General features: G+C 26.9%; 20 protein-coding genes and 1 pseudogene. 15 read left to right on the top strand and 6 right to left on the bottom strand.

What is annotated here, in order from left to right; all coding sequences use genetic code 11:
* The 4 genes from CP960_RS03560 to CP960_RS03545 are packed head-to-tail and all read left to right on the top strand — an operon-like array spanning nt 1 to nt 4,598.
* Nucleotides 1-558, top strand: coding sequence for a hypothetical protein (locus CP960_RS03560; RefSeq protein ID WP_101183856.1), 558 nt, complete (start codon nt 1-3; stop codon nt 556-558).
* Nucleotides 559-591: 33 nt separating this feature from the next.
* Nucleotides 592-1,278, top strand: a complete 687-nt coding sequence (locus CP960_RS03555; protein ID WP_101183855.1) for a response regulator transcription factor — start codon at nt 592-594, stop codon at nt 1,276-1,278.
* On the top strand, nt 1,271-2,935 hold the full coding sequence (locus tag CP960_RS03550; protein WP_101183854.1) for an ABC transporter substrate-binding protein: 1,665 nt from the start codon (nt 1,271-1,273) through the stop codon (nt 2,933-2,935). Before CP960_RS03555 ends, CP960_RS03550 begins: the two co-directional genes overlap by 8 nt.
* Nucleotides 2,919-4,598, top strand: a complete 1,680-nt coding sequence (locus CP960_RS03545) for a HAMP domain-containing sensor histidine kinase (RefSeq protein WP_165777360.1) — start codon at nt 2,919-2,921, stop codon at nt 4,596-4,598. Before CP960_RS03550 ends, CP960_RS03545 begins: the two co-directional genes overlap by 17 nt.
* A 36-nt stretch (nt 4,599-4,634) precedes the next feature.
* On the opposite strand, the gene CP960_RS03540 is transcribed toward CP960_RS03545, so the two are convergent.
* From CP960_RS03540 to CP960_RS03530, 3 genes are all read right to left on the bottom strand, one after another.
* Nucleotides 4,635-6,773 (bottom strand): TonB-dependent receptor, encoded by a 2,139-nt coding sequence (locus tag CP960_RS03540; protein WP_191321637.1) that lies wholly within the window; start codon nt 6,771-6,773, stop codon nt 4,635-4,637.
* A gap of 155 nt (nt 6,774-6,928) precedes the next feature.
* Nucleotides 6,929-9,136 carry a heavy metal translocating P-type ATPase gene (locus CP960_RS03535; RefSeq protein ID WP_101183852.1) on the bottom strand — a complete coding sequence of 736 codons (2,208 nt, stop codon included), beginning with the start codon at nt 9,134-9,136 and terminating at the stop codon, nt 6,929-6,931.
* A 4-nt stretch (nt 9,137-9,140) separates the two neighbouring features.
* Nucleotides 9,141-9,482: an ArsR/SmtB family transcription factor gene (locus tag CP960_RS03530; protein WP_101183851.1), complete on the bottom strand. Its 342-nt coding sequence runs from the start codon at nt 9,480-9,482 to the stop codon at nt 9,141-9,143.
* Nucleotides 9,483-9,604: 122 nt separating this feature from the next.
* Between CP960_RS03530 and CP960_RS03525 the strand changes: the two genes are divergently transcribed.
* Both CP960_RS03525 and CP960_RS03520 read left to right on the top strand, forming a co-directional pair.
* Nucleotides 9,605-9,937 (top strand): c-type cytochrome, encoded by a 333-nt coding sequence (locus CP960_RS03525; RefSeq protein ID WP_191321636.1) that lies wholly within the window; start codon nt 9,605-9,607, stop codon nt 9,935-9,937.
* A gap of 87 nt (nt 9,938-10,024) precedes the next feature.
* A complete protein-coding gene (locus CP960_RS03520) occupies nt 10,025-11,833 on the top strand; it encodes an HD domain-containing phosphohydrolase (protein ID WP_101183850.1) in 1,809 nt (602 codons plus the stop codon).
* Here CP960_RS03520 and CP960_RS03515 read toward each other — a convergent pair.
* Entirely contained in the window at nt 11,830-12,681 is an 852-nt protein-coding gene (locus CP960_RS03515) for an AraC family transcriptional regulator (RefSeq protein ID WP_101183849.1), read from the bottom strand. The genes CP960_RS03520 and CP960_RS03515 overlap by 4 nt on opposite strands.
* Nucleotides 12,682-12,794: 113 nt before the next feature.
* Between CP960_RS03515 and CP960_RS03510 the strand changes: the two genes are divergently transcribed.
* Nucleotides 12,795-13,889 (top strand): aminotransferase-like domain-containing protein, encoded by a 1,095-nt coding sequence (locus CP960_RS03510; RefSeq protein WP_101183848.1) that lies wholly within the window; start codon nt 12,795-12,797, stop codon nt 13,887-13,889.
* 3 nt (nt 13,890-13,892) lie between these two features.
* On the opposite strand, the gene CP960_RS03505 is transcribed toward CP960_RS03510, so the two are convergent.
* A complete protein-coding gene (locus tag CP960_RS03505) occupies nt 13,893-14,750 on the bottom strand; it encodes a damage-control phosphatase ARMT1 family protein (protein WP_101183847.1) in 858 nt (285 codons plus the stop codon).
* Nucleotides 14,751-14,897: 147 nt separating this feature from the next.
* Here CP960_RS03505 and CP960_RS03500 point away from each other — a divergent pair, with 147 nt between their 5' ends.
* The 5 genes from CP960_RS03500 to CP960_RS03480 all read left to right on the top strand — a co-directional run bounded on the left by CP960_RS03500 (nt 14,898) and on the right by CP960_RS03480 (nt 18,345).
* On the top strand, nt 14,898-16,196 hold the full coding sequence (locus CP960_RS03500) for an NCS2 family permease (protein WP_101183846.1): 1,299 nt from the start codon (nt 14,898-14,900) through the stop codon (nt 16,194-16,196).
* Nucleotides 16,197-16,199: 3 nt separating this feature from the next.
* Nucleotides 16,200-16,646 carry a phosphoribosyltransferase gene (locus CP960_RS03495; protein WP_101183845.1) on the top strand — a complete coding sequence of 149 codons (447 nt, stop codon included), beginning with the start codon at nt 16,200-16,202 and terminating at the stop codon, nt 16,644-16,646.
* Between the two features lie 151 nt (nt 16,647-16,797).
* Nucleotides 16,798-17,076, top strand: a complete 279-nt coding sequence (locus tag CP960_RS03490) for a hypothetical protein (RefSeq protein WP_101183844.1) — start codon at nt 16,798-16,800, stop codon at nt 17,074-17,076.
* A gap of 77 nt (nt 17,077-17,153) precedes the next feature.
* The gene (locus tag CP960_RS03485; RefSeq protein ID WP_101183843.1) at nt 17,154-17,540 is read left to right on the top strand and encodes a DUF423 domain-containing protein; all 387 of its coding nucleotides are present in this window, start codon (nt 17,154-17,156) and stop codon (nt 17,538-17,540) included.
* Nucleotides 17,541-17,550: 10 nt separating this feature from the next.
* A complete protein-coding gene (locus tag CP960_RS03480; protein ID WP_101183842.1) occupies nt 17,551-18,345 on the top strand; it encodes an ion transporter in 795 nt (264 codons plus the stop codon).
* A gap of 5 nt (nt 18,346-18,350) precedes the next feature.
* Here CP960_RS03480 and upp read toward each other — a convergent pair whose 3' ends face one another.
* Nucleotides 18,351-18,974 carry a uracil phosphoribosyltransferase gene (upp, locus tag CP960_RS03475; protein WP_101183841.1) on the bottom strand — a complete coding sequence of 208 codons (624 nt, stop codon included), beginning with the start codon at nt 18,972-18,974 and terminating at the stop codon, nt 18,351-18,353.
* 120 nt (nt 18,975-19,094) lie between these two features.
* On the opposite strand from upp, the gene CP960_RS03470 reads away from it, so the two are divergent.
* From CP960_RS03470 to CP960_RS03460, 3 genes and pseudogenes are all read left to right on the top strand, one after another.
* Complete coding sequence (locus tag CP960_RS03470; RefSeq protein ID WP_101183840.1) at nt 19,095-20,336, top strand: uracil-xanthine permease family protein; 1,242 nt, start codon at nt 19,095-19,097, stop codon at nt 20,334-20,336.
* Nucleotides 20,337-20,338: 2 nt separating this feature from the next.
* Nucleotides 20,339-21,118 (top strand): NAD(P)-binding domain-containing protein, encoded by a 780-nt coding sequence (locus tag CP960_RS03465; protein ID WP_162919091.1) that lies wholly within the window; start codon nt 20,339-20,341, stop codon nt 21,116-21,118.
* Nucleotides 21,119-21,146: 28 nt separating this feature from the next.
* Nucleotides 21,147-21,627: pseudogene (locus CP960_RS03460) on the top strand (sensor histidine kinase); the annotation flags it as partial.

The following is a 21,627-nucleotide window of genomic DNA, read 5'->3' as shown; positions in this document are numbered from 1 at the left end:
ATGAAAACAATTATAAAAAATACAATAATACTATTAGCTTTACTTGGAGCCTTCTTCCAAGTAAATGCAGCACAGAACTTTATCTATCAAGATGCAGTTTTAAAAGATGATAATGGAAAAACTGCGAAAGTTTTTGTAGGAGTTCCAGTAACAATCAAAGAAGAGATAGGGAAAAATGTAAAAGTTTCAATTAAAGGTTTTATGTTTAAAGATGAGGTTTATTCAACAAAATCAAAAGACCTTTTAGTTGCAAAAGTGGAAAAAGGTTTTAATGTAAATCAAAAAGATGGAAATGAAGTTGAGTTAATTGGAACATTAGCTAAAGAGTTAACTGCTTCTGATTTACTAGATGTATGGGGTGAGCATGAAGAGTTCTATTTTGAAATGTGTACACAATGTCATGCAGGTCCAGAAGTAAATCATCATACAATGATGGAATGGGAAGCAATATTTGGAACAATGAGAGGTTTTGCAAAGCTTGATGAGGAAGAAGCATCGTATCTTCTTAGATATTTAAAAGCTAATGCTTCAGATGGATTTGTTAAAACAAAACACTAAAGTTTTGTTATAATTATATAAAAAGGGGTCTTCATGCAAAAAGATTTTTTAGAAAAATTACAAGGATTAACTATTCTTTATGCAGAAGATGAAGTAGGAATTAGAGAGAATATTGCAGATAGTTTAAGTTATTATGTAAAAGAAGTATATCAGGCTTGTAATGGTCAAGAAGCTTTTGAAATTTTTGAAACTAAAAAGCCTGATATTATACTAAGTGATATTCATATGCCTATTTTAAATGGAATAGATTTTGTTAAAAAAGTAAGAGAAGTTAATAGAACTATTCCTATTGTTATGATTACAGCCCATACTGATAAAAAGTATTTGCTTGAAGCTGTTGAACTTCATATGGAAAAATATATTGTAAAGCCAATAGAACTTGAGGCTTTATTTGAAGTTTTAGAAAAGTGTGTTGAACTTCTTAGTGTAAATAAAAAGATATTTTTAAAAGTTGATGAAAATTATAGTTATGATTATGATAGAAAAGAGTTAAAATATAAAGATGAACTTATAATTTTAAACAAAAAAGAGATGAATTTTTTTGAAGTTCTTATCTCTTATCAAAATCGTGTTGTAACATATGAAGAGTTACAAGAAAAAGTTTGGGGCGATGATGTAATGACTGATAGTGCATTAAGGTCCTTAGTTAGAAATCTAAGAAAAAAACTTCCAACAGATATTATTTTTAACCTATCTGGGGTAGGGTATCGTTTTGTTTAGATTAATAGTAATTATATTAATATTTTTAAACAGTTTAATCGCGTCTTCAAATATTGTACCTGCTTTTGAGTTTCGTGAAGATGACTCAAAAAATAGAGTTGCAATGAAACTTCATCCTAAGTCTCATATAAATATTTTTCTTCCTTCAATTCCTTATTCTTATATTGCAAAATCAACAAATTCAGGTCTTATACGCTCATATGATAATAAAAGAGGTTGGGTTTATGACCTTGCAAAATCACATAAAAGAGTGGATGATTATACATATATTTTCACTTTAAGAGATAATCTAAAATTTCAAAATGGAGAAAATTTTACGATGAATGATATTTTATATAATTTGGAATTTTTTAAGAAAAATCCATTTTTATATACAAATATTGATAAAATTGATTTTGATATTATAAAACTTGATGAAAAGAGATTTAAAATTGTTTTAAAACAAAAGTATGAGATGTTTTTAACTGATTTAGCAAGAGTTTATTTTTATACAAAAGAGTATATACAAAAATATAATCCAGTAGGAAAAGAGACAGGAACTGCAAATAAAATAGCTGGTGCTTTTGGTATGGGACCATATATTTTAAAAGAAGGGTTTGCAATAGGAGATGAACAAACTGAAAAATTAGAGTTAGTAGCAAATCCATACTACTGGAATAAAGATTTTCCTAAAGTAAAAAGAGTTACTGTTTATACTCAACTAGATGTTGATGATGCAATTAAAATGATTACAAAACAAGAGGGTAAGCTTGATTTAATGCCTATTCCTTTTAATAAAAAACTTGAAGTATTACTTTCAAAATACTCTAAATTAATTGTTTCAAAATCTACTGATAACTTTGTGATTTTTTTTAATTTAATAAATGGAAATAAAAAACTAAAAAATCAAAAAGTAAGACAAGCTTTAAATCAAGCACTTAATCAAGAAAATCTATTAAATTTTGTTTATAAAAAAGAGGGGAAAGTATCTGATTTTACAGCTTCAATCAATTATGATATTGTAAATAAAATCTCAAAAAAGTACAAACTTAATGATACTAAATTAAAAGAAGAAAAACTACATAGACTTTTAGAAGGGTTAGAGTTAAAAGTATTTACACAAGATAGATTTATGTTTTTATTTAAAGGAATAGAGTTTCAATTAAAAAGGTATGGAGTAAAACTAATTTATGATATTACTACAAGTGAAAAAGATATATATAAACAACTATTAAATACAAATAAAAATAAAAATACAAAGCAGTGGGATTTGTTAATTTGGGGTGATGATGATTGGTATTATCAAAATCCTTGGACAGTATTTTTTATTTATGAGACAAACGGTGCTTGGTCAACAATAAATAAAGATGAAAAAATGCAAGAGTATATAAAAGAGTTTTTTATTACAAAAAAAGATACTTTAGAATATGAGCAAATAGTAAGAAAGATACTTTTTAGAGCAAGAGATATGGCATATACTTTAAGAGTACCGTCATTAAATAAAGTTTTTGCAGTAAATAAAGAGGTGATTTTTAAACCTTATGAGGGTGGGATTATTCCTTTGTGGGAGATAGAAATTACAAATGAGCATTGGTCTATAAGAGGTGATAAAGAGTATAAAAGTCATCTAAAAAAAGCCATTAAACCAAAAAGAGTAAATGATGAGATTAATAAATAGCTTGAATATTAAATTTAAACTTGGGATACTGTTTTTTATTTTATGCACCTCAATAGCTGTTTTAGGATATAAATCCATAAACATTAGTGAACAAAATAAACAAACATTAAAAGTAGTACATAGTAAATCTCAAACTGTACTTAGTTTACAAAATAGAATAATTACTCCTTTATATAGATTAAGAGAAGTGACTCAATCTTTAGTTATGGCACCAAATAAAGAAATAAGAGCAGGAATTGAAAAAAATCTTAATGAATTAGTAAAGAGCTTAGATATACAGTTTAAAAGATTAAGTGATTCTCAAATAAAAATAAAACAGATGTGGATAAATTATAAGTATTTAATAGAAACAATTAAAGGCTATTTGCATGAAGAGTTTGAAGAAGGTGCTTATGTAAATGTTACTACTTCTAGTAGAAAACAGTTTCATTTACTTACAAATGAACTTTTAAATACACAAAGTAGATACTTAAATAATGCAACAGTTGCTTATAGCCAAGCAGTACTAAAATCAAAAGAGATTAAAGTAGAAATTTTAACATCAATTATTGTTATTTTACTTTTTGCAACAGTTGTTGGTTGGCTTGTTTCAAATAATATTATACAATCAATATATAAAGTACAAAATGGATTAAAAGAGTTTTTTAACTATTTAAATCATAAAAAAAGAGGTGTTAAGAAAATTGAAATTGATACGAAAGATGAATTTTATCAAATGGCAACAATTATTAATCAAAATGTATCAAATATTCAAAATAATATTGAACAAAATGAAGCACTAATTAAAAATGCAACAAAAGTTTTAGAAAATATTAAATTAGGGAATTTAGGAACTCGACTTAGTCAAGAAACAAATAGTAATGCTTTAAATGAGCTAAAAAAGATGATTAATGATATGATTGATAATCTTGAAATAAAAATTCAAGATGAAATTGATAAGCGAGTTGAACAAGAACAGATATTAATTCAGCAAAGTAAATTAGCTGCAATGGGTGAAATGATAGGAAATATAGCCCATCAATGGAGACAACCCTTAGCACAAATCTCTGCAATACATATGAATATGAAAGTTACATATGATTTTAATAAATTTACAAAAGAGTATTTAAATAGTAAGATAAAAGAAGCAAATAAATTAACTTCATATATGTCTCAAACAATTAGTGATTTTCAAAACTTCTTTAAACCTCAAGGTGAAAAAGAGGAGTTTAGTGTAGAAAAAGCTTGTAAAGAAGCCTATTTTATTATTGAATCCTCTTTAAAATATCATGGAATTGAGCTTAGTTTTGATGTAAAAGAGGATAGTAAAGTATATGGATATAAAAATGAATATTCTCAAGTTATTTTAAATGTTTTAAGTAATGCAAAAGATATTTTACTTGAAAGAGGAGTTAAAAATCCAGCTATTAATGTAGAAATAAAAAGTGGAGATAATTATGCAATTGTAAAAATAGAAGATAATGCAGGAGGAATTAAAGATAGTATAAAAGATAAAATTTTTGATCCATATTTTACAACAAGACATAAAACCCAAGGTACAGGAATAGGTCTTTATATGTCAAAAAATATTATTGAAAGAAATATGAATGGATTTATAAATGTAAGAAATATAAATAGTGGTGCATTATTTACTATAAAAGTTGAAAAATCTACTTTAGTATAACTTAGTATATTAGAAAATATACTAAGTTAAAAGTTATTAAAACTTATAATTAAGTCTTAATGTTGCTGATCTTGATGCTCCTGGCATCGTACTTGATCTCCAATAATCTTTATCAAATAGATTTAAAATACCAAGTGTAATATTTACATCTTTATATTTCCATCCTAATAAAGTATCTACTCTATTAAAACTATCTAAAGTACTTTCATTTCCACTTCTATCATAAAAGTATCTTTTCCCTACATGTGTAACTCCAAGTTCTGTGTAGAAACTCTTTGATGAAGGTGCATATCTTACGAAAATATTTCCATTGATATTTGCAGTATTACTTAAGTAATTGCCTTCATTATCTGGGTTTGATTTGTCTTTTATAACTTTTGCTTGCATTACACCTAATGATGTTCTTAAGTAAATATTTTCATATACTTGTCCTATAATACTTAATTCTGCTCCTCTTGATCTCTCTTTCCCTCTTTGGTACCATTTTGTTAAATCTGTTTCCCAATCAGGTCTATATCTAATATTGTAATGTTCAATTTGGTATAAAGAGAAAGTACTGCTTAATCTATTATCAAGCCAATTACTTTTTATTCCTATTTCATACTGTTCATTGTATTCAGGTTCATCATTAAAAGTGTTAGAATCAGCACTAGCACTTACACCTAAATAACTATTTCCTCCATAAGGTGAAAAACTTTTATTATATGAAGTATAAATAGTATGATCTTCATTTATATCATAAACAACTCCTACTCTTGGGCTAAAAGAGTCACCATCATAAGAGCTGTGATTATTTGAAATATCTGAAGAACTAAATGAGTATTTATCAAACCTTCCACCTAAAACTAGTTTTAAAGAAGGAGTTAAAGAGATAATATCTTCTAAAAAAATACCTTTTGAAACCCCTTCATGCTCATTTTTTATTAGTGCATCTTTCTTTTCAGTTCTTGTCCATGAAGAAGAATCAAAAGGGTCAAATAATTGATTTCTTGTATAGTATAACTCTGGAGTTCTTTTCTCTTTACTGTAATCAACTCCTAAAGTTAAATTATGCAAAATATTACCTGTTTTTACTTCACCATTAAGTGTTAATGTATTTGAAATTGTCTTATTTTCTGTTTCTTGCCATGCATAACTTTGATTTAAAAGTTTAGTAGTAGTGTCATAACTTCCTAAATAGTAATGGTCAAAATTTTGTTCAGCTTCTCTATATGCAGCTGCCCAATTTAGACTCCATTTATCATTGATTTGATAATCTAAACTAGATCTTAATATTTGTAATCTATCTTCTACATAATCTCCATCATGAGCAAATGCTTTATCATAAGAGATACCCATTAAATCATATTGAGTTTTGTCTGGACCTCTATCAGGTGTTCTTTTTGCATAATCATAAGTATATTGAGCTGTCCAATTTAAGTTGTCATTATTTGTAATTGTAATACTAGGAGAAAACATTTTAGTTTTATTCTCAATATCTTTTTGAATACTATCTCTAAATGTTTCACCTTTTGTTATATCACTTACAAATCTAAAAGCAATATTTTCATTTACTACTTGATTAACATCTAAATTTATCCCTTTGTTTTCCCATGAACCTAGTAATATACCAAGACTATTTGAGCTATCAAAGTTTGCATACTTACTTACCATATTAATAACTCCTCCTCCATTACTTCTTCCATAAAGTAATGAAGCAGGTCCTTTTAGTATTTCAACTCTTTCAATATTAGCAGTACTTCTTCTTACTTGACCACTTTCTCTAATCCCATCTCTGTAAATATCATTTGTATCAGCTCTAAACCCTCTAATAAAAATGTTATCACTTCTCATATCATATGTAGTATCAATACCTGCATTTCCTTCTAATATGGAACTTAAATCATTTGTTCCATAGTTTTTATTTTTTTGAATGTTTAAAGTATCAATAGTCATAGGAGTTTGTTTAATACTCATCTTATTTCTTGTAACTGAAGCATTTTCATAGTTTACATAACCTTTTGTTATGTCATCTTCTTTCATAGCTTCAATATAAACAGTTGGTAAGACTGCATTAAATTTCTGCTTTTCTTCTTTATTATTTTTTGAATTTTCAACAGAATTTGCACTAAGTAAACTTTGTGCTGTACTTAAACTTAGCATTACTACAAAAGATGAAGTAACTAATTTTTTCATAAATTTCCTTTGTGTATATAATAATATTGATATTAATTATCAATAATTTTATTGGGCGCGGATTATTACATAGGAAAGCTTAATAAAATATAATACACTTTAAAGTTATTTATCTTTTGAGAGAAATTAAAGAAAAAACTAAAGAGTAAAACTCTTTAGTTTTTTGTAGAGCAACAATTAGTGTCATTGCAGCAGTTGTTTTGTTGTTTTGTTGTAAAATTTTTTATTTCTTGATTTTCTTGTAGGTTACAACTATTATCTTCACAAATTGATTGTTTAGGTTTATCTTTTATTGTTTTTAAGATTCTCATAGAGTTAAAAATTGCAAGTAATGCTACTCCAACATCAGCAAAGATTGCCTCTTTCATACTAATCATAGCCCCAGCACCTAAAGCAAGAAAAGCAATTTTTATGGCCATAATAAAAATAATATTTTGATATACAATAACCTTTGTTTTTTTAGCAATTTTAATAGCATCACTAATTGATTTGATATTATCATTTAAAATAACAACATCAGCAGATTTAACTGCTAAATCACTTCCAACTCCACCCATTGCAAATCCTACATCTGAATTTGCTAGTGTTGGTGCGTCATTAATACCATCTCCAACAAATGCTGTAACTTTATTTGTCTGTTTTTTTATTGCTTCAAAATTTGTTAATTTTTCTTGAGGTAAAAGTTCATACTTTACTTCATCAATACCTAATTGATTTGCAACATTTAAAGCAACCTCTTTTTTGTCACCTGTTAACATATATGTCTTATGAATATTTAAAGTTTTAAGCTCACTAATTACTTCTTTTGCTTCAACTTTAATAATATCACTTACTACAATATATCCAGCAAACTTAGAATCTATTGCAATAAATACTACATTTAAATCCTCATTTATTTCATCATAAGTAATATTAAAATTATTTAGAAGTTTTTTATTTCCTACTAAAATCTCTTTATTTTCTATTGTTGCTTTTACTCCTAAACCACTTAATTCTTCGTGTTCACTAATAAGTTTTGAATCAATTGTTTTATCAAAAGCCTTTACAATTGATTTTGCTATTGGATGAGTAGAAAAACTCTCTGCATATGCAGCAAATTTTAAAAGTTCCTCTTTTGAAATATCTTTACTATTTATCTTTGTAACTTCAAACACTCCATGTGTTAACGTACCTGTTTTATCAAAAATTATATTTTGAATCTCTGTTAATTTTTCTATATAATTAGCACCTTTTACAAGTACACCTCTTTTTGATACTGCACCAATGGCACTAAAAAAAGATAATGGTATAGATACTACTAAAGCACAAGGACAAGAAATAACTAAGAAAATCAATGCTCTTTCTACCCAATCTGCAAATTGTGCATTTTCAATTAATAGTGGAGGAATTACTGCTAAAAGTGCTGCTAATACTACAACAATTGGAGTATATACTGTTGCAAATTTTGTTATAAATTTTTCTGCTTTTGCTTTTCTTGAAGAAGCATTTTCTATTAACTCAATAATTTTAGCAACAGTTGAATCTTTATATAATGAAGTAACTTTTATATAACAAGCTTTTGAAGTATTTATAAATCCACTTAAAACTTCTTGTTCTTTTTTAATACTTTTAGGTTTGAACTCTCCTGTTATAGCACTTGTATCAAAAGAGCTATTAGTAGAAAGCAGTACTCCATCTACTGGTACTTTTTCTCCTGCTTTTACTAAAATAGTATCGCCAATCTTAACATCTTCAGGAGCTTTTTGAATAATAGAATCTTCTACTTTTACATTTGCAAATTCAGGTTTTATATCAAGTAATGAATTAATACTATCTCTTGAATTATTAACTGCAACTGCTTGGAACATTTCACCTACTTGATAAAATATCATAACAGCAATACCTTCAACATATTCGCCCAATGCAAAAGCACCTATTGTTGCTATACCCATTAAAAAGTGTTCATCAAAAACTTTCCCATTTGTTAAGTTTCTAATAGCTTTATATAAAACATCCCACCCAACTAAAAAGTATGCTAAAAGATATACAACAAGTTGTAGTGTTTCATTTTTTATGTAGTTATATGAAATATAAGTTAATACTAAAGATATTATTGTAATAACTAAGAGTTTTTTATCAAGAAGTTGCCAAAACCCTCTTTGTTGTTTGATATTATCTTTTACAATAACTACTTCTCTTTCAATCTTTTGAATCTCTTTTTCTATTTTATCTAGTATATTTTCTTCAACAGTTTGTTCAAAACTTAATGTAGAAGTTGAAAAATTAAGTTTAACATTATTTAGTTCATCTAATTCATTTAGACGTTTTTCAATTTTTCCTGCGCAATTTGCACAATCAAGATTTTGCAATTTTACTTTTTGCATAAAATTATCCTTTTATAATATGTTCTAATCCCATATCGTATATTTTTTTAATATGTTCGTCATCTAGGGAATAGAACATTTGCTTACCAACTCTTCTTGGTTTTACTATTTTTGAGTTTTTTAATACTCTTAATTGGTGCGAAACAGCAGATTGGCTTACATTTATAAGTTCACTTATTGCTCCAACACACAGCTCTTCTTCTTTTAAAACAGCAATTATTTTTATTCTAGTAGTATCAGCAAAAGCTTTAAATAGCTCTGCAACATCATATAAAGTTTCATCACATATCAAAACTTTTTTTACTTTTTCAACCTCTTTTGAGTGGTCACAACATTCTTGAGACATTCTCATCCTTTATTATATGTACATATGAATATGTAATCATATGATAATGATTCTTAAAAATAGATTAGTTTTACTTGAGTTAAATCAAATTTGTAGAGTTAATTTTTTGCTATAATTTTTATATGAAAAAATTAATATTAACACTACTTATTTTTGTACCTGTTTTTGCACAAGATAATGCTTCATTACTTTTTAGTGGGAATTGTGAAACTTGTCATAGAGTTGGCAAATCTATATCTGCACCTTCTATTAATCTAATAAAAAAAAGATATAAAGAAGCATTCTTAAATAAAAAAGAGTTTATTAAATATATGAGTGAGTGGGTTTATAAACCAAATATTGAAGGTTCTATCATGTTAGAACAAGTTAAAAAGTATGAATTAATGCCCCATTTACATTATGATAAAAAAACTTTAGAAGATATTGCAAGCTATATTTATGATACAGAATTTTAAAAAAAGATTAAGTTAAAGTTAATATAATTATTATTTTTAAGAATACAAAAAATAACTTATAATTTAAATTAGAAAAGAAGTCCTCTTATGGAAAATAATAAAAATAGTAAATTATCAATACTTTTTGTTTGTACTGATGATGAGTGTATTTCCAAAGCTTTAAAATTATTAAAACAAGAGTACAATCTTGATGATATTACTATTTGTAAATCAAAAGAAGAGGCATATACTTTATATTTGCAAAGTAACTTTGATATTGTTTTAACAAATTTTTTGATGTCAGATGAAGATGGAAAAAAAATGGTTAAAAAAATCAGAGAGATAAATGAAGACCAAATTTTTATACTTATTTCAAAATTTAATAAGAAAAAAGATTTAATTAAAGCTATAAAACTTCGTATTAGGTACTATATTCAATATCCAATCAAGAAAAAAGAGTTAAAAGAGGTTTTTGACTCATGTATAAAAAGAGTTTCAAATAGATATGAAATAAAGTATGTTAATTCAATTTTACAGCACTATAAACTTGCAGTTGATAACTCAACAATTCTTTCAAAAGCTGATAAAAAAGGAAGAATTACTTATGCAAATGAAGAGTTTTGCAGAATCTCAAAATACAACTTAAATGAACTACTTGGAAAACAGCATAATATTTTAAGACATGAAGATATGCCAAAAGAGACTTTTAGACAAATGTGGGAAACTATTAAAGAAAAAAAGAAAACATGGAAAGGAATAGTAAAAAATAGAGCAAAAGATGGAAGTGTATATATAGTTGATGCTACTATTATTCCTGTTTTAAATCAAGATAATGAAGTTGTTGAGTATCTTGGAATTAGACATGATATTACGGAAATAGAGAGTTATAAAGAGTTATTAAAAGATAAGCTTGATACTACTTCAAAGGGTTTAAGCGAAAAAGTACATTTAATAAAAGAGTTTGAAAAAGCTATTGATGTTAGTACTTCTTTTACAAGAACTGATACAAAAGGTGTGATAACTTATGTTAATGATAAGTTTTGTGAAGTATCTGGATTTAGTAAAAAACAGTTATTAGGAAATAGTTTTAGCTGTGTAAGAGATAAAGAAGTTCCTTCTTTAACTTATAAAAAAATGTGGGAACAACTAAAATCAAAAAATATTTGGAGAGGAATACTTAAAAATAGAACAAAACATAATAAAGCTTATTATATGGATACTACTATTATTCCAATAGTAAATATTAATGATGAAATAATTGAGTATATAAGTATAAAACACAATGTTAGCGAAATTATATATTTAAATAAAGAGATTATTGATACACAAAAAGAGGTTCTTTATACTATGGGAACTATTTGTGAAGGAAGGTCAAATGAGACAGGAAATCATGTAAAAAGAGTAGCAGAATACTCTTTTTTAATGGCAAAGAAATGCGGTTTATCAAGAAAAGAGTGTGAGTTACTAAAACTTGCTTCTCCTGTGCATGATATTGGGAAAATAGCTATTGAAGATAGTATTTTAAAAAAACCTGCAAAATTAAGTGATGAAGAGTATTTAAAGATGAAAGAGCATGCTACAATTGGTTATGAAATGCTAAGAAATTCAAAAAGAGAGATACTAAAAGCAGCTGCTACAATTGCACATGAGCATCATGAAAGATGGGATGGGAAAGGTTATCCAAGAGGTCTTGAAAAAGAGCAAATTCATATTTATGGAAGAATTACTGCAGTTTGTGATGTTTTTGATGCTTTAGCTAGTAAAAGATGCTATAAACAAGCATGGCCTTTAGAAAAAATAGTAAAACTGTTTAAAGAAGAGAGAGCAAAACAGTTTGACCCTAATTTAGTAGATATATTTTTAAACAATCTTGATGAGTTTTTGAAAATTCAAGAAGAGTATCAAGATGAGTTTTAATAAGCAACTTTAATTGGCAAATAAAAAGTTAAATCAAACTTTTCATCCTCATTTAGAAAATGATTTTTATGATAATGTACAAATGAAGGTAGTGTTGTAGCTTCATACCCAGATTTTGGAAGCCAAAAATGATAAACATATCGTAAAAATGCTAATACATCTCCATAAACACCTTCTAAATGAAATGAAGCACATAAAGTTTTTGGAATTTCCATTGTAGATATTTCTGAACGAAACTCTTTAGGAACCTCAATAGCTGCAACATAATTACACTCACTTAATGGAGTTATAGTAGGGTTATCATGAAGTAATGCAAGTTGTTTGTACTCTTTTAAATTATACTCATATGCAAGAGCTTTTAATTTTTGCCAAATATTGATAATTTTTCTATTATAACCTTTATGTCTTATATAAGCACAATATCTTTTGGGAATAACTTCTATTTTCATATTAATATTTTCAAAAGTTTTATCCTCTTTAATAAGAAATTTTGAGTATTCAATATGTCCTGATTTTCTCCAAGCAGTTGGAGTGTAGCAAAATTTTTGCTTAAAGGCTTTAATAAATGACGAGTGAGAAGAGTATCCACAAGTATTTGCAACTTCACTAATAGTTGAATGAGAGTTTGTAATAAGTAAATTTGCAGCTTTTTGTAAGCGTGTTGAAGTGATAAAATCAAAAAGATTTTGATTTGTCTCTTCTTTAAAAATTCTATGAAAATGGTATTTTGATATATTATTAAACTCTGCAAGTTCATCTAAAGTTATATTAGTATCTATATTTTTATAAATATAAAAAAGAGTTTTATTTACAATATTAGCTCTTTGTTGTTTTGTTGCTTTTTTCATAATTAAAGTATATCAAAAAAAGCAATACAAGACAAGAAATTTGCAATTTGAGATAAAGAAAAAAAGTTTGAATTTCTATATAATTTCATCGTAATAAAAATCGAGGGAAGAAAATGAAAAGGTCTTATATTAGGAAAATTTTAGATGCAATAGACAAGGATACAATCTCATTTGCGGGGGGATTACCAAATGAAGATTTATTTCCACTAAAACAGATTAGTAAAGCATCGAAAAAAGTCCTTAAAGACAGAAGCTCTTTGCAGTATAGTAAATCTCAAGGTATAGACTCTTTAAGAGAGAAAATAGCCAACTTTTATACAAGAGTTTATAATCTTGAAACAACAAAAGATGAGATTTTGATAACAACAGGAAGCCAACAAGCTTTTGATATAATACTAAAAAGTTTAAATGCAAATAATCTAATAGTTGAAAGCCCTTCTTATATTGGAGCATTGTCATCTTTTAGAATCTTAAAAAAAGATATAAAAGAGTTTAAAACTTTTGAACAATTAAATAATATATTAAAAAAAGATGAAATACTTTATTGTATTAGTGATTATCAAAACCCATCAACATATACTTATACAAAAAAACAAAGAGAAAAAGTAGCAAATATACTAAAAGAAAAAGATGCCTATTTGATTGAAGATGCAGCGTATAGTCTGCTTAACTTTAAAGGAAAAATTAAAAAGCCAATCTGTTCATTTTATAAAGATAAATCATATCATTTAGGCACTTTTTCAAAAATAGTTGCACCAGGTCTTAGAGTTGGTTGGATTAGAGCAAATAAAGAATTAATTGAAAAAATACTTGTAGTAAAAGAGTCTTTAGATTTACATACATCAACATTTAATCAAATGCTTATAGATAGTTATTTAGATGATAATGATCTTTTTAAGCATATTAAGAAAAATGCAAAAAATTATAAGAAAAGAATGAATTATATGGCTGAGTGTATGGAAAAATATCTTCCTAATTTTGAGTTTGAAAGGCCAAAAGGTGGAATGTTTATTTATGGAAAGTTCAATAATATTAAAGATAGTATGCAATTAGCAACTAAAGCCTTGGAAAAAAAAGTTGCTTTTGTTCCAGCACAAGTTTTTTATTTTGATGAACAAATTAGTAATGAAGCAAGATTCAATTTTACAAACTGCAACTTTAAACAGACTAAAGAGGGTATAAAAATATTAGCTAAGCTTACAAAGTAAGTCTTAGCCTCTTTTTAGTATTAATTCTGATAAATTTCTTGAAACTTTGTTTGCTACAACTTCACATTTAACTTTAAATAAAAAGAATATTCTATTATCATTATAACTTTCTAAACACTCAAAATTACCCATTCCTTTTGCTAAAATCAATGGTGCATTTTCAAATATTTGTAAAAACTCTTTTGATGCTTGTGATTTCTCCATTCCTGGAGTGTCAACACCTGTGCTTATTACTTTACAATGTTTATGAATACCTACTTGAATAGCTTCTTTTGTAGTAATATCATTTATAATAGGTTTACCTCTTGTTGCATATGTAATTTGTAATTTTGGATATAGTAAGTTTAATATTTTTATTAACTCTTTATCAAATACATTTTCACCAGCATTATCAGACAAAATAAGAAGTTCGTTGTGCTTTTTTAATTCTTCTTTAAATATTTTGTAGTGGTTAATTGAAAAAGGTGTATGAAAAACTGTTTTTATTTCATCTTCTAAACTAAACTCTTTTGTTACTGCAAAATCAATAACATTTCCTGCAACAGAACTTTTAATTGCTGTATATAACTTGTCATCGCTTTGTTGTAATTGCTTTTTTATTATTGGAAGGTATGAAGTTGCATTTTTTATTGATTCTTGCTTTAATTGTTCTAACGGATCTTTTAATCCAGTTTTATTAGCAAGAAGTTCATAAACCTCTTTTGCTACATAAGGAGGTGTTCTTGAAAAGTCAAAATTTGTAGCTTTTTTATTAACCTCTTGCATAATTTCATCACTTAGATTATTATTAAGTTTCAATAGTTTAGTTGCTTTTTGTATTTGGCCTGTAATACATTCAATACATGTATTTGTTATATTCATAATTTTTTTAACCTTTGAAAAGTTGTATGTTAGGGATTTTTACTATTTTTTTTGTTATTATTAGCTTAATTTATACTTTAGTTTATATATTATTTACGAAAAATTTAGTATAATTGCGCCTTCATTTTAAATTTTAAGGATTTGGTTATGAACCTCTTCAAACTTAAAGAGCATAACACAAATGTCAAAACAGAGTTTACTGCTGGATTTACTACTTTTTTGACTATGATGTATATTGTTCCTGTAAATGGTTTTATTCTTGCTGATGCAGGATTGCCTATGGACGCAGTTGTTACTGCTACTGCTCTTATAACTATTTTAGCTACTATTTTTTCTGGTCTTTGGGCTAATACTCCAATTGCAATGAGTGTTGGTATGGGATTAAATGCATATTTTTCTTATGGCCTTGTTTTAGGTATGAAGATACCTTGGCAAACTGCATTAGGTATTGTATTTTTATCAGGTGTACTTTTTGTATTATTATCTTTTACAAACTTTAGAGTTTGGATTATGACTTCAATTCCTATGAATTTAAGACGTGCAATATCTGCTGGTATTGGTACTTTTATTGCATTTATTGGTCTTAAACAAATGGCTATGATTGTTCCTGATAAAGCTACTTATGTAAAACTTGGTGATTTCTCTGACCCAAATGTTTTAATTGGCGTTGTTGGTTTAGTATTAGCATTTATTTTCTATGCATATAGATTAAAAGGTGCTTTTGTATTCTCTATTGCAATTACTTCAGCTGTTGCTTGGTTTTTCAATATTAATCCTATGCCAACTAGTTTTTTATCTGCTCCTGCTTCTATTTCTCCAATATTTATGCAACTTGATATTGTTAGCGCTTTATCGCTATCGTTATTACCTGTAATTGTTACATTTTTAATTACAGATATGTTTGATACTTTAGGTACATTAACAGGAATTGGTGCTAGAGCGAATATGTTCCAAAATGGAGATAAAGAGGATAAATCTTTACAGAAAACTTTAGAAGCAGATGCTATTTCTACAACTGCTGGAAGTATGATAGGTGTTTCTACTACAACTGCTTTCATTGAGAGTGCAAGTGGTGTTGAAGAGGGTGGTAGAACTGGTCTTACAGCAATATTTACTGCGATGTTTTTTGTTACTACACTATTTATGTTACCACTTTTTAAATCTATTCCATCAAATGCTATTTATCCAGTATTAGTAGTAGTTGGTGTATTAATGTTTACAGAGCTTGGTAAGATTAATTTTGAACAAGTTGATTTAGCAACAAGTGCAGGGGCATTTTTTATTGTAATTTTAATGCCTTTAACTTTTTCTATTACAAATGGTATCGCAGCAGGATTTTTAGCATATACAATTATTAAACTTACAAAAAGAGAGTTTAGTGATTTAAATATAGGAATCTTAACAATTACATTAATAAGTCTATTAGTATTTATATTACAAGGTTAAATTTTGGAAAAATTTTATTACAGTTACGAAGAATTTAAAAATGATACTCAAAAGCTAGTTAATAGTTGTAGAGAGTATCAACCAGATATTTTATTAGCAGTTGCAAGAGGTGGATTAACTTTATCTCATTTAATGGCACAAGCAATGGATATGAGAAATTTATATACATTAAACTCAATTCATTATGAAGGTGAATTAAAACTAGATACATTTAATATTTTTAATATTCCTGATGTATCTCATGCAAAAAGAGTTTTAGTTGTTGATGATATTGTTGACTCTGGAGAGACAATGCAAGAAATTTTAAAAGTTTTAAAAGAGAAGTTTCCTAGTGTTGAGTTTAAATTAGCAACAATTTTTTATAAAAAATCTGCTGTATTACAACCTGATTATACAGTAAGAGAAGCTAAAGAGTGGATTGACTTTTTCTGGGAAGTTGATGTTATTTAGCATATTTTAGAGTAGTTTCTCTACTCTAAAATATAAAAAAACTATCTTAAATCTATATTTTATAACTTTTATATATATTAAATTTAATTTTTTTACTTTGTTTTTAATTGTTTCTTAGTATAATACTTCCAAATTAAAACAGGAATTAGGAATGACATTTATAGAATTCAAAAAATTATTACTTGATGCAGAATTGACAATTCCAAAGTTCACTGCACTTATTAAAGTAAGCGAAAAAAATATTCAAGCTTACAAAAAGAAAAAAGAGGTGCCAAACGCAATTGCAAGTATTGCAGCTTGTTTTGCAAAGATGAATCAAGAAGGAATTGATTATAGAACTTTAATTAATGATTTAGATTTAAAGAAAAAAGAGAAAAAAGGCGCAGGTTTTTCTAAGAAGAAAGAGGAAAAGAAAAAAGAAGAAAAATAAAAAAGCTATTAAGGCTTTTTATTAAACAATTATTAACATTTTTTTGCTAAACTTCCCAAAAAAACAAGGAAGTTACAATGAAATTAAATGGTAATGCAAAACTTTTTTTAGCTATTGCTTCTTTTATGATGGCATTGGCTATTGCAATAGGTGCTTTTGGAGCACATGGATTAAAAGCCATAGTAGAACCTACTATGCTTACTACCTACCACACAGGTGTAGAATATCACTTTTATAACACTCTTGGGTTATTTGCTACATCTTTTATGATATATCTAAAACCAGACAATAAAAAACTTGTATTAGCATCTTGGCTAATACTAATAGGAACTATAATTTTTAGTTTTTCACTATATTTATTAGTGATACTTAATATCCCTGTATTAGGTGCAATTACACCTATTGGTGGAACACTTATGATAATTGCATGGCTAATGATTGCTTATGCTATATATAAAGATTAGGAGAGTTTAATTGATTGAAAAGATTGAAAATGTAAGAGATGCTAGATGGTTTTCAAATCTAACAACTTTTATTATTATTGCCTATGCTTCTGTTTTAGGCTTTAAAACTATTGGTGATGTTGAAGCAAAGTATTCTTTGTTTTTGCAATTTGCTGATACTTTTGTAACTATCTATTTTATTTTTGAAATAGCTATTAAAATGGTTGCAGAAAAGAAGTTTATTAACTTCTTTAAAAATAAATGGAATCTTTTTGATTTTACAATTGTAGTTATTACTTTATTACCTTTAGAGTCTTCAGGTTTTGCAGCAGTTGCAAGACTTCTTAGAATTTTTAGAGTTTTAAGACTTTTTACTGCTAGACCAGAATTAAAAGCAATAATTGATATGCTAATTAAAGCAATACCTTCAATTATTGATATTGTAATTTTAATGTTTATAATTTTTTATATTTATGCAATTATAGGAAACTTTTTCTTTGCAAAACTTCCTTCTGGTTTATGGAGTGATTTTTTAGTTTCTATGCTAACTCTTTTTAGAGTTTTAACTTTTGAAGATTGGACAGATGTTATGTATGAAGCAATGGAGGTATATCCTTGGGCTTGGATATATTTTGTCTCTTTTGTTATTATTGCTGCATTTGTATTTTTCAATCTATTTGTTGCAGTTATTATTGGAGAGATGCAAAAACTTCATGAAGCTGATATGAAAGAAGAGATACATGAAGATAGTAAAAAACTAGATATTTTATTAGAAGAAGTTAAGTCTTTAAAAGAAGAGTTATCTTATATAAGAAGTAAGGAGTAAAACCCTTACTTTGTATTAAATGCTCTATCTCCTGCATCTCCAAGACCAGGTCTAATATAGTTATTTTCATCTAATCTTTCATCAATTTGTGCAATATAAATATCCACATCTGGATGTGCTTCTTGAACTTTTTGTACACCAAATGGTGAACCTAAAATATTTAAACTAATAATTCTTTTTGCACCTATACCTTTTAAGTAATCAATTCCATCAATTAATGAACCACCTGTTGCAACCATTGGGTCAAGTAATAAAACAGTTTTATCTTCTAAATTATCTGGAATATTTTCATAAAAAAGTTTACTCAAAGAAGTCTGCTCATCTCTTTTCATAGCTAAAAAACCACTTCTTGCATATGGTAAAGTTTGTAAAATTCCTGTAAGCATAGGCTCACCCGCTCTTAAAATTGGAACTAAAACAATTTTTTGAACCTCTAACATTTCCACATCAAGTGGGCCTTGCCAAGTATTTATATTTGTAGTAATAGTTGGAAAATCTGCTAAAGCTTCTGCAACTATCATTCTTGAAATCTCTTCAATAGTAAGTCTAAATTCATTAGAAGCTGTTCTTACATCTCTTAGTCTATTTATAAGATGCTTTACAACTACATTAGTACTCTCTTTATACATAATTTGTGTCCTAATATTTTATTTAAAAGCTTAATTGTATCTAAAAAAAACTTATACAATTTACTAATTATTAATTGAAATTTTGCTACTATTTTCAAATTTTACACATTAAGAGGCTACATGAATAAACCTACTGATTATAATTTTAGAGTCAAGGATTCACTTTTAGGTTTGCAATTTTTATTTGTTGCATTTGGTGCATTAGTTTTAGTTCCTATTTTAACAGGACTTGATCCTAATGTTGCATTTTTTACTGCTGGTGTTGGAACTTTAGTTTTCCAATTTATTACAAGAGGTAATGTTCCTCCAATCTTTCTTGCATCTTCATTTGCTTTTATTGCTCCTATCTCTCATGGAGTTAAAACTTGGGGAATTGCTGCAACAATGTCTGGACTTTTTGCAGCTGGACTTTTATATATTATTTTGAGTTTTTTAGTTAGATTAAAAGGTGATAATTTTTTACATAAACTTTTACCTCCAATAGTTGTTGGGCCTGTTGTTATGTCTATTGGTCTAATTTTATCTCCTGCTGCTGTTAATATGGCTATGGGGAAAACTGGTGATGGTGCTATACAACTAATCCCAGAAGAGCAAGCTTTAGTTATATCTATGATTGCTTTATTAGTAACAGTATTTGTATCTTTACTTGGAAAAGGAATGTTTAAATTAATACCAATTTTAGCAGGTATAGTTATTGGATATATTGTTTCTTTATATTATGGAGTAGTTGATTTTAAATCAGTTCAAGAAGCAGCTTGGTTTACTATTCCAAAATTTACAGCTCCTGAATTTAATTGGCAAGCAATTTTATTTATTTTACCTATTGCAATCGCCCCTGCAATTGAACATATTGGAGATATGTTAGCAATTTCAAAAGTAACAAAAGAGGATTATTTAAAAAAGCCAGGACTTAAAAATACACTTTTAGGTGATGGTTTGGCAACATCAGTTGCATCATTGTTTGGTGGACCTCCAAATACAACATATTCAGAAGTAACTGGAGCTGTTACAGTTACAAAAGCTTATAATCCAGCTATTATGACATGGACTGCAATTGCTGCTATTATTTTAGCATTTGTTGGTAAATTAGGAGGGTTATTAGCTACTATTCCTGTTCCAGTTATGGGAGGAATAATGCTTTTATTATTTGGTATTATAGCTTCTATTGGTATTTCTACATTAATTAAAGCAAATACAGATTTATCTTGTCCAAGAAATATGGCAATTGTTGCTATGATTTTAGTTTTTTCTATTGGTGGTATGACATTTAATTTTGGAGGAGTAGCTTTTTCTGGAATTGGTCTTGGTGCTATTGTTGGAATCTTTTTAAATCTAATCTTGCCTCAACCAAGACAGAGTTAATTTTGAAAACAGTATCTATTTTAGGTTGTGGTTGGTTAGGTTTAGAAGTTGGAAAAACTCTTTATAAAAAAGGTTTTAATGTTCAAGCTTCAACAACTACAAATAAAAAGATACAAAAATTAAAAAAAGAGGGCTTTACCTCTTTTTTAATAGATACAAAAAAAGAAAATAATGATTTAAGAGATTTTTTAAATTGTGATATTTTACTTATTTGTATTCCTTCAAGAGTAGATAATTTTTTAGAATTTTTAGATAAAATTTATCAAGATTTAAAAAAAACTCATATAATTCTTATAAGTTCAACTTCTATATATCCAAATGAAAATAAAGATTTTGATGAAGATTATCATATAAATAAAACAAATTGTGGTAAAAAAAATGTTTATGAAATAGAAGAGTTTTGCAAAGAAAATTTTTCAAAACTTACTATATTAAGATGTGCAGGTTTGATGGGATATGATAGATTTGCTGCTAAATATTTTCATAATAAAGTAGTAAAAGATTCAAATAAAAAAGTAAATTTTGTACACAAAGATGATGTAGTTTGCGCAATTGAACAAGTAATAAAAACTTCTACATTTGATACTTTTAATCTTTGTTCTAAGCAACACCCAACTAAAAAACAATTATACTCATTTCAAGCAAAAAATAAAAATATTAAAATCTTAAACTTTGAGAATACTGAAAATTATAATAATCGTATAATTATTGGTAACAAAATAACAAATAAGCTAAATTTTTCATATAAATTTGATAACCCATTTACTTACTTTTTAGTATAATTAACCAATTTACAATTGGAATTTTACTATGAAAAATATTACTATCAAAGCAAAACTAATTCTAATTTTTATCTTAATAAAAGTTATACCCCTTTTATTAATTGCATATATTGCATATGAAGGTGTTGTTAAGCTTGATGAGTATTTAAGAAATAGTACTAAATATTTATTTAATCAAAGTAAAGAGATTATTTTAAATACTGCAAATGAATCTATTGGTGATAGTGTAAAAAATCTTGATAAAAAATCTCAGTTATCCATTGAAAGATTAACTTTTGAAATAGCAAATAAAGTTGCTGATTTTTTATATGAAAGAGATAAAGACCTTCTTTTCTTATCTAATATTTCTTTAAATGAAAAAATATTAAAAGAGTTTTATAAAAGCAAACAAAGAGAGATAATAGTACATGAGAAGTACTATTATGATGAAAGAACAAATAGTTGGAAAAGAGATAAAAAGAGAATAAATAAAAAAATAAGAGAAGAAAAAGCCCAACTAAAAGATAATG

The sequence above is a fragment of the Malaciobacter halophilus genome (assembly GCF_002837275.1).
Taxonomy (GTDB): Bacteria; Campylobacterota; Campylobacteria; order Campylobacterales; family Arcobacteraceae; genus Malaciobacter; species Malaciobacter halophilus.
This window is presented reverse-complemented; position numbering and strand designations above follow the sequence as displayed.